Source organism: Corynebacterium sp. p3-SID1056, assembly GCF_025152525.1.
Lineage (GTDB): Bacteria > Actinomycetota > Actinomycetes > Mycobacteriales > Mycobacteriaceae > Corynebacterium.
Genome location: NZ_JALXXL010000009.1, coordinates 38,039 through 50,968, shown reverse-complemented (window position 1 = coordinate 50,968; position 12,930 = coordinate 38,039). Strand labels below are relative to the sequence as shown.

Below are 12,930 nucleotides of genomic sequence, written 5' to 3'. Positions count from 1 at the left end.
TCGTTGTCGTTATGTGTGGAATCGTTGGATATGTAGGTGACCCGGCGTCGGGCGAGCACGACGCGCTGGGCGTAATCATTGAGGGCCTGCGTCGTCTGGAATACCGTGGCTACGACTCGGCCGGTGTCGCAGTGATGGGGCAGGACTCCATTGAAAGCCGGAAGAAGGCCGGCAAGGTGGCGGACCTGGAGGCGGAGATTGCAAAGTCTCCGCTGCCGGACTCCCACCTTGGCATCGGCCACACCCGTTGGGCCACCCACGGTGGGCCGACCGATGAGAATGCGCATCCGCACGTGGTGGGCGGTGGCCGCCTCGCAGTGGTGCACAACGGCATCATCGAGAACTTCGCCACCCTGCGTAGCCAGCTGGAGGCCAAGGGCTACACCTTCATCTCCGATACCGACTCCGAGGTTGCAGCCACCCTGCTGCTCGACATCTACGACAACGAGGCCAACGGTGACCTGACCAAGGCGATGCAGCTGACCGCCAACCGCCTTGAGGGCGCGTTTACCCTGCTGGCTATCGAGGAGGATCACCCGGACCGTATCGTCGCGGCCCGCCTGAACTCCCCGCTGGTGATCGGCCTGGGCGAGGGCCGCAACTTCCTCGGCTCTGACGTCTCTGGCTTCATCGAGTTCACCCGCGACGCAGTCGAGGTTGATAACGGCCAGGTCATCACGCTGACCGCGAATGATTACCAGATCACCACCTTCGACGGCGAAAAGGCAGAGGGCAAGCCCTTCCGCGTTGAGTGGGACGTGACCGCCGCGGAGAAGGGCGGCTACAACTCCTTCATGGAAAAGGAGATCCACGACCAGCCGTCGGCAGTGCGCGACACGCTCTACGGCCGCTTCGACGAGCAGGGTGCGCTCACGCTGGACGAGCTGCGTATCGACGAGTCGACGCTGCGCTCCATCAACAAGATCATCATCGTGGCCTGCGGCACCGCCTCGTACGCCGGCCAGGTGGCTCGCTACGCCATCGAGCACTGGTGCCGCATCCCGACGGAGGTGGAGCTCGCCCACGAGTTCCGCTACCGCGACCCGATCGTGAACGAGCAGACGCTTGTCGTGGCAGTCTCCCAGTCCGGTGAGACCATGGACACGCTGATGGCGGTGCGTCACGCTCGCGAACAGGGCGCGAAGGTCATCGCGATCTGCAACACCGTTGGTTCCTCGATCCCGCGCGAGTCTGACGCAGTCCTCTACACGTACGCGGGCCCGGAGATCGCCGTGGCGTCCACCAAGGCGTTCATCTCCCAGATCGTCGCCTCCTACCTGCTCGCGCTGTACCTCTCGCAGGTACGCGGCAATAAGTACGCAGACGAGATCCGCAACGTGGTGGACGAGCTGCAGACCATGCCGGACAAGCTGCAGAAGGTCCTGGACAACGAGGACCAGGTCAAGCAGCTGGGCAAGGACCTCGCGAACTCAAAGTCGGTGCTGTTCCTGGGCCGCCACGTTGGCTTCCCGGTCGCGCTTGAGGGCGCGCTGAAGCTCAAGGAGGTCGCGTACCTGCACTCGGAGGGCTTCGCCGCCGGTGAGCTCAAGCACGGCCCGATTGCGCTGGTGGAGGAAGGTCAGCCGGTGTTCATCATCGTGCCTTCCAAGCACTCGCGCAATAACCTGCACGCCAAGGTGGTGTCCAACATCCAGGAGGTGCGCGCCCGTGGCGCCGTGACCATCGTGATCGCGGAGGACGGCGACGAGGACGTCACCGCCTACGCCAACGAGGTCATCCGCGTGCCCGAGTCCGCTGGTCTGTTGCAACCGATCCTGTCGACGGTGCCGCTGCAGATCTTCGCCTGCGCGGTGGCAGAGGCCCGCGGTCTGAACGTGGACCAGCCGCGTAACCTGGCGAAGTCCGTGACCGTGGAGTAACTCGCCGCAGGTTCTACTCGCCCCGCTGGAAGGCATGCACCTCTTCCAAGCGGGGCGTTTCTGCTCCGGTCCGCGAGACCGTGAGCGCCGCCGTCGACGTAGAAGGTGTAGGTGGCGGAGCCGTCGGCACCCAGGGTGATGGGCTCGCTGCCGGTGGGGCAGTTGGAAAGGTGCACGCCGGCGCCGAGCGCGGGTTGCAGCGGAGCGAGCGGATCTGCGGAGGTGGGGACAAGATCGACGAGCGCTTCGCCGTACACGGTAATCATGCTTCCCAAAGTAAACTCTTACACATGACGTACCGGCCGAAGTTCCACCTCACCCCGCCCCAGGGGCGCCTCAACGACCCGAACGGGCTGACCCTGATCGGCGACGAGCTCCACGTGTTTTACCAGCACGACCCAGCGTTTCCGCACACGCCGAAGCGCACGGGGTGGGGGCACGCGGTCACCCGCCTGGGCGATGGCCGTTTCTTTCACCTGCCGGACGCGCTGTACCCGGACTTTCCCTACGACGCGAACGGCTGTTACTCGGGTTCCTCGGTGGTGCACGAGGGGAAGATGCGCCTGTTTTACACCGGCAACCTGAAGGTGGACGGCCAGCGGGTGACCAGTCAGAACATCGTCGACGTGGAGGATGCGCAGGGCCCGCTGGGTGGTATCTACCGCCGGCGCGAGAACAACCCGGTGATCGAGGGCTTCCCGGAGGGGTTCACCGCGGACTTTCGCGATCCGCACGTGACACAGGCCCCGGACGGGTCGTGGCGGATGGTCATTGGCGCGCGCCGGGAAAACAACACGGGCGCGGTGGTGGTCTACACCTCCGACGACCTTGATACCTGGGAGCTTGCCGGACCCATCGAGTTCGTCGGCCTGGATTACAACACGGCCTCGGCGTACATGTGGGAGTGCCCGAACCTCGTGCGTATGGAGGACCAGTCCACCGGCGAGGTGCTCGATGTGCTGGTCTTCTGCCCGCAGTTTGTGGATTCGGACGAGTGTGGCTACGTCGTCGGCAAGCTCGACGGCTTGCGTTTCGAGGTGATCACCGGCTTTACCCCGCTCGATTACGGCCACCAGTTCTACGCCCCGCAGCTGATCCCCTTCGGCGCCGGTGCGCTCATGCTCGGCTGGATGGGCCTACCCGCGCGCGATGAGTCGCCCACGCTCGCCGCCGAGGGGTGGGTGCACCAGCTCACGCTGCCCCGCGAGCTCATGCTTGTCGACGCCACGTTGCACACCACCCTCCGCCTACCCAACAACCAGGACGAGATGGTGGTGTGGCACCGCGAGCTCGGGGACGCGCCGCTTGAGGCCGAACTCGTCGACGTGGAAGGCAACGTCGGCGCAACCGTGGCTTGGACGCCGCACGAGGGCGCGGAGCGTGGCACGCTTGCGCTGACCGTGGACGGGCTCGTGCGTTGGGCTGAGTGCGCGGCAGGCGAGCTGGTCTGCACGGCTGACGGTGCGGCGGTGGAGCTGACCGCGGGTGGCGGGGAAGTGGCGTTTTCCTCCGCCGTCTTCGCGCCAAACGGAAACGATTGGGCAACGTTTCGTTCCGTATAGTCCGGATTGGGGGAATTTTGTGTTTGGCATACGAAGGTATGGCCATCGCGTGGTTGACTGAGAGGTGACCTACTTTTCTCAGTTGAGCCGGGGTTGTCTGGCGGTGGTCACCTTCGTGCTCACCTTCGCGGCGGCCTACGGCCGACGCGCTGCGCGTCGTGTCCCGCTGACCGGCGAAGCAACGGCGCTTGCACCGCCCGCGAAGCTCTCCTTCGGTGAGCCGTGCTTTAACGTAGAGCCCAAGCCGGCGCCCGAGCCGGCCGAGCAAACCGCGGGAGTGCAAAAGGAGTAAGGCGTTATGGAACCGGTCAGCGCGCTGTTGTTGTTCGTGATGGCAATCATGGCGGGGGCAATCAACTCGGCAGTGGGCTCCGGTTCCTTGCTTACTCTGCCGGTGCTGATGGCGCTCGGGCTGCCGCCTGGGGTGGCGGTGCGTACCAACACCACCGGCATGGTTTTCGCCTCCTTCGGCTCGGTGCTGGGCTACCGCAAGGAGATCGCGCGGGAGCTGCCGTACCTCGCGCCTATGGTCGTCGTGACAATCCTGGCCTCGGCGACGGGCTCGCTTTTGCTGCTTGCCTCCCCATCGAGCACGCTCGACTTTGTCGTGCCGGTGTTGATCGTGGTGGCGCTGCTGATGGTGATCTTCCAGCCGAAACTCGCCGCGTGGCTGTCGCGGCGTTCAGCTGCCGCCACCGCGGAAGACGCGCCTGCGGCAGGCGCGCCGGTTGGGCAGGCATGGAAGCGCCCCCAGCTGATCGCGCCGATGGGGGCGGCGGCCATTTACGGGGGTTACTTCACCGCTGCCCAGGGCATTTTGTACATGGCGATCACGTCTGTGGCCACGGGGCGCTCGCTCAAAGACGTCAACCCCGTGAAGAACTTCCTCTCGCTGTTTGTCAATATCACCGCGGCCGTGGTCTACCTCGTGGCCTGGATTTGGTTTGACGCGGAGATTGTTTGGATTGGAGTGGCTATTGTCGCCGTGGGCGGCTTGATCGGCGGGGTAGGGGGCTCGCACATAGCAAAGCGCCTCCCAAACTCCGTGCTGCGCGGCATCATCGTCGTCGTTGCGCTGGCCGCGCTGGTAAGGCAGTTTGTGTAAGGCGCTCGGGATGCCAAGGGATTAGCCGGACTTGCGTGCCACCGATTGGCTGCCCTTAGGCGACACACCCTTGTTGAGCCAGGCGTAGACGCCGCCCATGAGCAGGCCGCCGCCGACGTAGTTGCCGAGCCACACGAACAGCCAGTTGGACAGGCCGTTGAACAGGGTGAAGCCCTCAAAGTGCTCCGGGCCAATACCGTAGCCGGAGAGGGAGAAAATGACGAAGGAAGCGATCGAGTGCTCGTAGCCCATGGCTGCGAAGGCCGGGATAACGAGGATGATGGCGAAGAGCTTCGCGGTGAAATCCTTACCGGCCTGCACGGCCATGAGGATGCCAATGTTGACCACGATGTTGGCGAAGATGCCCTCGAGGAAGAGGTGCTGCGGATCCTTAGCCAGCTTCACGCTGGTCAGCCCGGCGAGGAAGTTGTCGGGGTCGACCGCTTCAAAAGCGGTGGACTTGGTGATGAAGTAGGCGGTTAAGAGCACGCCGAGCAGGTTGAAGAGGGTGCACACCACAACGAGGGCGAAGCCGTTGAGCCAACCTAAGCGTTTGGTCACGGAGCCATAGGTGGAAAACATCATGTTGCCGGTGGCCAGTTCAGCGCCAAGCACGACCATGACGTAGAGGGCCGAGGCGAAGATCCCGGCGAAGACGAATTTGCCGAAGCCTGGTGCCTCAGCCTCGACTGCCGTGGCCGCTACGGCGGCAAACGCAGTAATGATCGTGAGGAACAAGCCGGCAAGCATGGAGCGTACGGCGAACTTGGGGAGTTCGTTGTTGAAGAGGTACGCCTTGAAGCCGATTGATTCGGCCAAAGTGCTGTCGAAGTTCATAGGTAGCACCATACGCGGAATTGTTAAGGAGTACCAATTCGATGTGGGTGATCTCCGCCACCGGATGGGCGCGGTACTGATTTGGTGTTTTGCCGCTCTACATGCTTTAATACTCCAGTTGTCTCTCGCTGGTCGGGCTTGCGGCGCGTTTCCGAGCTGAAAGCCCGAGACCCTTCGACCGTTACGTGGTTCGTCGATAAGCGAAGGCACAATGAGCACATGACCACGTGCGTACAGGACGGAAATCTGGCGCACATCGATCCAGGTCAGGAGACCAACTGTGATTCAGAAGGAATCGCGTCTGAAGGTCGCCGACAACACGGGCGCACGCGAAATTCTGTGCATCCGCGTCCTCGGCGGCTCTGTTCGACGCTTCGCCGGCATCGGCGACACGATCGTCGCCACCGTGAAGGAAGCTGCCCCGGGCGGCAACGTCAAGGAGGGCGAGGTTGTCAAGGCGGTCATCGTCCGCGCGACCAAGGAAACCCGTCGTCCGGACGGCTCCTACATCTCCTTCGGCGAGAACGCTGCCGTTCTGATTAAGAACGACACCGAGCCCCGCGGCACCCGCATCTTCGGCCCCGTTGCCCGCGAGCTGCGCGACAAGAAGTTCATGAAGATTGTTTCTCTCGCACCGGAGGTGATCTAACTAATGAAGATCAAGAAGGGCGACATGGTCCAGGTCATCGCCGGTAAGGACAAGGGCGCACAGGGCAAGGTCATCGAGGCCTACCCGAAGCGTGACAAGGTCCTCGTCGAGGGCGTGAACCGTGTGAAGAAGCACGTCGCAAACTCCTACAACGAGCGCGGCGCAGAATCCGGCGGCATCGTCACCCAGGAAGCACCGATCCACGTGTCCAACGTGATGCTCCTGGACTCCGACGGCACCCCGACTCGCGTCGGCTACCGCTTTGACGAGGACGGCAAGAAGGTCCGCGTTGCCAAGTCGAACGGGAAGGACATCTAGCATGAGCGAGAACTACACTCCGCGTCTGAAGACCCGCTACCAGGACGAGATCCGCACCAAGCTGAGCGACAAGTACGGCTACGACAATGTCATGCAGATCCCGGGTCTGACCAAGATTGTTGTCAACATGGGTGTTGGCGACGCTGCGCGTGACTCCAAGGTCATCAACGGCGCACTCGAGGACCTCACCGCGATCACCGGCCAGAAGCCGCAGATCCGTCGCGCAAAGAAGTCCATCGCTAACTTCAAGCTCCGTGAAGGCATGCCGATCGGTGCGAAGGTCACCCTGCGCGGCGACCGCATGTGGGAGTTCCTGGACCGTCTCCTGACGGTTGCACTCCCGCGTATTCGCGACTTCCGCGGCCTGAACGACAAGCAGTTCGACGGTGCAGGCAACTACACCTTCGGCCTGTCCGAGCAGACGATGTTCTACGAGATCGACATCGACAAGATCGACCGCCCGCGCGGTATGGACATCACCGTCGTCACCACTGCCACGAACGACGAGGAGGGTCGCGCACTGCTGACGCACCTCGGCTTCCCGTTCGCGGACAAGGACGGAAAGATGAAGCAGGCTTAAGTCTTCGCTTGAGCGCTCCACATCGGATGCCCCCCCGGTTCACTAGAAGAACCGGGGGCATTTTTCGCGTATGCGGACTACCTAGCTTTTCTGCGAGTCGGGCGGAAACGCGATATCGAGCAGTTCAATATCGGTGAGTGTTGCCGGGTTGTGCCACAATATGGATTCGATCCGCCCCTCCTCGTTGTAGAGCGTTACCCAGTGCTCGTAAAGGACAATTCCTGATCGCCCATCGTCGGCCCATGGTATGCCGAGGGCGTCGAGTTTTTCGGTAAACCTCGACGTGGGGATGTGGAACGGGACTCCGAGGAAACTTGCGTTGTTTTCCGGGCTGATCTCCAACTCAGTCACCACCCCGTCCTTTTCGGTTGCGCGGGCGGCAAACTTGTGTCCGCCGACGGTTACGCTCGCCCGGTATCCGTTTCCGAGGAATGCGTTCCAATTCATACGGTCGATGATGGGCTTCGGCTCAGGATTTCCCATCGCGTGTAATACGTCCGTGAAACTCAACGGGGCGTCGGTAGTGAAGTCGACGAGTGGCTCGTAGTTCGCCCGCTTTTCGGCAGGTTGAACAGGGGGTTTGGTGCGTGCTGCTGCCTCTGCTTCCAAGTTTGCGTCGTAGATGGCCCGTGCCGTGTTGACGTCTCCGACGATGGAGACCATTCCCGGCTCAGCGGCGACAGTGATGGTGGTTGCTTCTATGTCTGCGCGCTTGATCATCATGTCGGCCAATCGCGTGCTTACCGACGTCGCGCTCCCGCCCCTTACCTCCTCCGCCAGTGCCGGGGGAAGGAACTCCTCGAAGACAAACACGTTGCCCATGTCGTCGATCTCAGCGAAGTGGAGTGTTTCCCCGGTGACCCGGCTGCGTGCGGCGGCGAGCAGGCGAATGAAGTGGAGGTGGTCGTCTTTATCTGGCGACAATGCCACTCCTAACTGCTCCCAATACTTCACCGTGTTTGAAGCGAGATTTGCAACGGCATCCAATGCATTTGTGGCGATGAAATCAGACGGATCTGGGTCTTCGGGCCATGCATCATCTGCCGCCTTGTCGAGCTGCGCATAGCAATCGTCCATGCGCTCCTGGGCTGCTTGGGGAAGCGAGAAATACTTTGTCGCCTCATCGAACTCGATGCTGTTGATAATGGCGGTGACCTCCGGCCACCTTGCCGTGCAAGGGCGGGCGAAACCGTGGAGCAACACTTTCGCGGTCTGGAGGGCACCGAGGGCTCTAGTGGTGGCGGAACCGGCCTGTTGGAGCGCTTCGTCGTAAAACATCCCTGCCGTTGGCCTCCTCGGTTTCTTGCCAAGTGCGGCCCACCCTACCACCGGGTGTCTGGCACACGAGGGGTATTTTGCGCCCACCGTGCGGAGAGCATGAGGGCATCGGCGCAGGCTGTGAAAAATTTCGCATAGCGGATAGGCTAACTATATTGCATTTGCCCAGGTCGCCGTGAACCGGCAAAATTGCGTTGCGGGAAAATTCACGCCTTTCGAAACGCCTACCCCCGTGCGAAAGCGAGGCGCTGCGCAAAGCGCGCGTAGTCCTCGCGGATCTCGCCGAGCGGGGCGACCACGGTTTCCTCGGACGCGACGGCGATCTCTCGCCGCAGCGCCGCCTTCGTGCGCCTGCGCACCCCGGAACCGAGCACCCCGCCGAAGACCGCGCTGATCAGGCCGATCACCAGACCGGTGAGCAGGCCCGCCATGATGAGCAGGGTGGGAATGGGCCAGCCCTCGACATCCGGGACCAAGTCGCTGCCAAGCAGCGGGGTGAGAATCCCGGGGACGAACGCGACCACCAGGTACCACAGCACGCCGATGAGCGCGGCAACCAAGGCGAGCCACTGCACGACGGTCAGCAACGACCAGGCTTTGGAGGGCTGTGCAGGCACGCGGGTGCGCGCGATAGCCCGGTCGAGCGCCTCCGGGACCTGCTCGGCGGCCTGCCCTGCGCGGTCGGTCACCGCCGCTGCCCACTGGTGGGGCAGCCCCGCCGCGATCGCCTCGGCGTAGTCTCGCACGCCCCGGTTGGCCACGGCCTTGGACGCGGCGTCTAGCTCCGGCATGGAGGAGCGGTGAACCCCGACTTCGTCGGACTGGTCGCGCACGCCCATGCGCTTGAGCGGGTCCGGCCGGAAGCGGGTGATCCAGGAGGTCAGGAGCCACCCGGTGCGCTCGCGCAGTCGCTTGCGGTACGCGGCGGCGGCATTGTTGGCGAGCCGCTCGGCCCCGGCCGCTTCGGCGAGGATGGCGTCCATGTCTCGCTTGGCCTGCTTGTCCGGGCGCGTCTTCTTCTCCTGTTTTGCCAGCTGCTTGCCGGTGGCGGCAGGGAGCAAGTCCGCGGTCGCGGACTGGATGTCCGCCTCGATGCGTGCCGACTGCGCTGTGTGGGCCCGAGCGACGCGGGTGATGGCGGCGCGCAGGTCATCGATCCCGGCGTCCGTGCGGGTGGAGGTGGGGATGACGTGGGCGTTGGAGAGGCCGTCGTCAAGCAAAAGGCCCTTGAAGGATGCGCTGACGGTGGGGATGTCGTCGGGGGAGAGCAAGTCGGACTTGTTGAGCACGGCGAGCGTGACCGCGGCGTGGTCGGCGTGCGGGCGGATGAACTGCTCGTGGATGACGCTGTCGGCGTACTTTTCGGGGTCGGAGACCCAGACGAGCACGTCGACCTGGCCGGCGAGGCGCTCCGCGATCGCGCGGTTGGAAGCCTCGACCGAGTCGAAGTCGGGCAGGTCGAGCAGGATCAGCGGGCCCGCGCCCTTGGCAAACTCGCCGGGGCGGGTGCGGCGGTCCTCGACACCGAGCCAGTCGAGCAGCTCCTCGGACCCGGCAGGCTGCCAAATCGCGGCGAGTGGCGAGGATGTGGTGGGGCGGCGCGCGGCGGCCTTGCCCAGATCCTCGCCGACGATGGCGTTAAACAGGGAGGTCTTGCCGGAGCCGGTCGCGCCGAAGAAACCGACGACGGTGTGCTCGGCGGACAAGGCGCGGCGCTCGGCACCGGCGCGCGCGACCTGTTCCAATCGTTCGCGCTGAGCGGGGGAGAGGTAGCCGCGGCCGATTTCTGCGGCGTCTTTGAGCGCAGTGAGGCGCTCGCCAAGCGGGGGCTTAGTGCTCAACAGTGCCATTGGGCTCTCCTTCCGAACCTTCCGAACCTTCCGAACGCGGGCGGGTAAAGGAACCGCGCAGCTGGTCGAGCAGGCCGCGCAGCTTCGAATCAGATTCGGCCTCCGAGGGCTGCGCGGTCTCGCTGCGCGCGGGAACCGCCGGGGTAGCGGGAAGCGCTGGCAGCGTCTCGGGGAAGCGCGCGCGGGCCTGGGTGGTGGCCGCCTCCGCGAGGGTGCGCAGCTCGGCGGCGTCGGTGCCTGCGTGCAGCGGCGCCGTGATGTCCCGGTAGCGCTCGCGCTCGCTACCGAGCAGCGCTTCGAGGCGGGCGTCGAGATCCGTGCGCGCGTCTGCGGCCATGCGGCGGACCGTGTCCTCGCCGAAGATGGTTTCCAACAGCTTCTGCCCCACGACGGCGGAGCCGCCCGCGATCGCGACCTCCCCGCCGGTCAGGCCGGCGGTCGAAGCGAAGACCACGAGCATCAGCGCCACGGTGAGCACGTTGAGCCCGAAGGACATCACGCGGGCGCGTTGGCGCTTCTGGCCGGCGGTGTCTTGGATGCGTTCCAGCAGCGCCTGTTGCCACTTGCGCACGAGCGCGGCCGCGTCCTCGGAAATCGACTCGCTCGCCCGGGACAGCTGCGGCGCAGCGTGCGCGCGCAGCTCGGGGGCGACGGCACCCATGTGCGACCAGGACTTTGCGGCGGCGGTTTCGGCGGCGTCGACGATGACGGCGTGCAGCCCCGACTCGATCTCGGTTTCCACCTCGCGCAGTGGCGCGGGCTGGCCTGTAAAGAAGCTGCCCACCTTATCGACGGCCTGGGAGAACCAGCGCTCGATACCGCGGAAGGCATCCGAAGTGCCCACGACGTCCTGCCAGCGGTCCAGCACCTCGGTGCGCAGGAGCTTGCCGTCGCTGGTGGCGTCGATGACGTGGTCGCAGGCGCTGCGGTAGTGTGCGTCGATCGCCGCGTCGATCTGTGCGGCGAAGTGTTCCTGCTGCTCGCGGCGGCCCTGCAGCTTTTCGACGCGCGCCAGCGCCCCCGACAGCGCACCCGCCACCGTCTTGCCCGCCACCTCGCGGCGTGCGGCGGTATCGCCGGCCAGCCGGGTGAGGTACTCGCGCAGCTCGGCAACCATCGCATCTGGCAAGAACTCTGCGTCCGCGCCGGACTGCTCGCCGAGGTTGGTGACGAAGGGGACCTGGAATACGGTGGCGCCGCCCAGGCCCGCTTCCTCCATCATGCGGCGCAGGTCGGCGGGCACGGTTTCGGCCGAGGACTCGTCGAGCCGGTTGAGCACGACGACCACTTCGATGCCGCGCCCAGCGGCGTCGTTGAGGAAGTTCCACACCAGCTGGTCCGCGTAGCGCGCGGGTGTGGTGACGAAGATCCATAGGTCTGCGGCGGCAAGCAACTGGGTGGCCAGGGCCCGGTTGCGATCGTCGATGGAGTCGAAATCGGGGGCGTCGACAAGCGCGAGCCCCTCGGGGATGGTGGCCGTTTCCACGACTCGCAGCGTGGTGGATTGCTCGTCGCCCGCGCCGTGGGAGCGCGCCAGGCCCGGCAGGACCTCGGGCGAGTTGAACCAGTCCGCGTTGGCGGGGTTGGCAACCAGGATCGGCTGGCGGGTGGTGGGGCGGATGACGCCCGGGTTGGACACGCGCTCGCGCAGCACGGCGTTGACAAGGGTCGACTTGCCGGACCCGGTGGAGCCGCCGAGCACCGCCAACAGCGGGGCGTCGAGGTTGCTCAGGCGCGGCAGGATGTAGTCGTCGAACTGGTTGACCACGGCGTGGGCATCAGCGGCGGCCGTATCGTCGCTCGGCAGGGCGGTTGCAGCAACGGCGTCGCGCAGACCGCGGACCGCAGCGATCAGGTCGGCCGGCGACCCGGCGTCGGAAGAGGATTGGGGAGTGCTCACGCCCCCCATTCTGGCATAGCGGTGCCGCGTGGAATGACGGCGGGCGAGCGGGGCCGCAACTCCGGTTACCCCCGCGGATGCCCCCGTGGTGGGCGTAACATTGCCAGTCAATGCGTTAGCATCTTGCACTGTATTGCAAGCGCTTATTGAAGCGATGTCAAGATTTTTCTCTCAAGGAGGAGCCATGGCGCTCAATGACACAATTCAAGCCGGTGCAGGCAAGAAGGAGGAATTGCTGGACAACGAGCCCGCCCGCTTCTTCGTGCGTTCAATCCTCGGCGGTATCTACCTCATGGTGGGCACCGCTTTCGCCGCCGTGGTGGGCAACATGAGCGAGCAGCTCTTCCCCGGCTCCGGCGCAGTGGTCTTCGCCATGCTCTTCGGCCTCGGCCTGTTCGCCATCGTCGTGCTCGCGGCCGAGCTGGCCACCGGCGACATGATGTTTTCCTCCTGGGCCGCCACCGTGCGCCAGTTCTCCTGGGGGAAGGGCATTTGGATCGTCGTTGTCGCGACCGTGGGCAACCTGGTGGGCGCGCTGTTGATCGCCTGGATCCTCAGCCAGTCGGCCAAGTTCGGTTCGCTGGATGACACGCACCTGATCTCCACGCTTGTGGAGGGCAAGCTGAACAAGGGCCCGTGGGGCACGTTCATCGAGGCGGTCCTGGCGAACTTCGTGGTCAACATGGCTATCGTCGGCGCGCTGCTGTCCAAGGAGGTCATTTCCAAGTTCATCGTGATCCTGCCGATGATCGCCATCTTCGTCGGCCTCGGGCTCGAGCACGTCATCGCGAACTTCTGCCTGATGGGCATGGAGTTGTTCGCTGACCCGCAGACGGAGAGCTTCACCTTCGGCGCAGTCGCTCTGAACTGGGTCATCGTGTGGGTCGGCAACTTCGTCGGCGGCGGCCTGGGCATCGGCGCGGTCTACGCCTGGTTGAACAAGACCAACACCGTCTACAAGGACTAAACGT

Annotated in this window: 12 protein-coding genes; 8 read left to right on the top strand and 4 right to left on the bottom strand. The window is 64.5% G+C overall.

The window, feature by feature from the left end; translation table 11 throughout:
• Positions 1-11 precede the first annotated feature (11 nt).
• The 4 genes from glmS to M3G14_RS08895 all read left to right on the top strand — a co-directional run bounded on the left by glmS (position 12) and on the right by M3G14_RS08895 (position 4,547).
• The gene (gene glmS, locus M3G14_RS08910; RefSeq protein WP_259926187.1) at positions 12-1,880 is read left to right on the top strand and encodes a glutamine--fructose-6-phosphate transaminase (isomerizing); all 1,869 of its coding nucleotides are present in this window, start codon (positions 12-14) and stop codon (positions 1,878-1,880) included.
• Positions 1,881-2,170: 290 nt separating this feature from the next.
• Entirely contained in the window at positions 2,171-3,442 is a 1,272-nt protein-coding gene (locus M3G14_RS08905; protein WP_259926186.1) for a glycoside hydrolase family 32 protein, read from the top strand.
• A gap of 82 nt (positions 3,443-3,524) precedes the next feature.
• Positions 3,525-3,734 (top strand): hypothetical protein, encoded by a 210-nt coding sequence (locus M3G14_RS08900; RefSeq protein WP_259926185.1) that lies wholly within the window; start codon positions 3,525-3,527, stop codon positions 3,732-3,734.
• A gap of 6 nt (positions 3,735-3,740) precedes the next feature.
• Positions 3,741-4,547, top strand: coding sequence for a sulfite exporter TauE/SafE family protein (locus M3G14_RS08895; RefSeq protein ID WP_259926184.1), 807 nt, complete (start codon positions 3,741-3,743; stop codon positions 4,545-4,547).
• Between the two features lie 21 nt (positions 4,548-4,568).
• Here M3G14_RS08895 and M3G14_RS08890 read toward each other — a convergent pair whose 3' ends face one another.
• Positions 4,569-5,384, bottom strand: a complete 816-nt coding sequence (locus M3G14_RS08890) for a formate/nitrite transporter family protein (RefSeq protein WP_259926183.1) — start codon at positions 5,382-5,384, stop codon at positions 4,569-4,571.
• Between the two features lie 280 nt (positions 5,385-5,664).
• Between M3G14_RS08890 and rplN the strand changes: the two genes are divergently transcribed.
• Genes rplN through rplE form a run of 3 tightly spaced genes read left to right on the top strand, consistent with a single transcriptional unit; the run spans position 5,665 to position 6,931 of the window.
• The gene (gene rplN, locus M3G14_RS08885; protein ID WP_038588343.1) at positions 5,665-6,033 is read left to right on the top strand and encodes a 50S ribosomal protein L14; all 369 of its coding nucleotides are present in this window, start codon (positions 5,665-5,667) and stop codon (positions 6,031-6,033) included.
• Positions 6,034-6,036: 3 nt separating this feature from the next.
• Positions 6,037-6,351, top strand: coding sequence for a 50S ribosomal protein L24 (gene rplX, locus M3G14_RS08880; protein ID WP_259926182.1), 315 nt, complete (start codon positions 6,037-6,039; stop codon positions 6,349-6,351).
• 1 nt (position 6,352) lies between these two features.
• Positions 6,353-6,931 carry a 50S ribosomal protein L5 gene (rplE, locus tag M3G14_RS08875; protein ID WP_259926181.1) on the top strand — a complete coding sequence of 193 codons (579 nt, stop codon included), beginning with the start codon at positions 6,353-6,355 and terminating at the stop codon, positions 6,929-6,931.
• An 81-nt stretch (positions 6,932-7,012) separates the two neighbouring features.
• Here the strand turns inward: rplE and M3G14_RS08870 are convergent, their stop codons facing one another.
• From M3G14_RS08870 to M3G14_RS08860, 3 genes are all read right to left on the bottom strand, one after another.
• Positions 7,013-8,209, bottom strand: a complete 1,197-nt coding sequence (locus tag M3G14_RS08870; RefSeq protein WP_259926180.1) for a hypothetical protein — start codon at positions 8,207-8,209, stop codon at positions 7,013-7,015.
• A 224-nt stretch (positions 8,210-8,433) separates the two neighbouring features.
• Entirely contained in the window at positions 8,434-10,059 is a 1,626-nt protein-coding gene (locus M3G14_RS08865) for a GTPase family protein (RefSeq protein WP_259926179.1), read from the bottom strand.
• Complete coding sequence (locus M3G14_RS08860; RefSeq protein ID WP_259926178.1) at positions 10,040-11,959, bottom strand: GTPase domain-containing protein; 1,920 nt, start codon at positions 11,957-11,959, stop codon at positions 10,040-10,042. Before M3G14_RS08860 ends, M3G14_RS08865 begins: the two co-directional genes overlap by 20 nt.
• A 184-nt stretch (positions 11,960-12,143) precedes the next feature.
• Between M3G14_RS08860 and M3G14_RS08855 the strand changes: the two genes are divergently transcribed.
• Positions 12,144-12,926: a formate/nitrite transporter family protein gene (locus M3G14_RS08855; RefSeq protein WP_259926177.1), complete on the top strand. Its 783-nt coding sequence runs from the start codon at positions 12,144-12,146 to the stop codon at positions 12,924-12,926.
• Positions 12,927-12,930 lie beyond the last annotated feature (4 nt).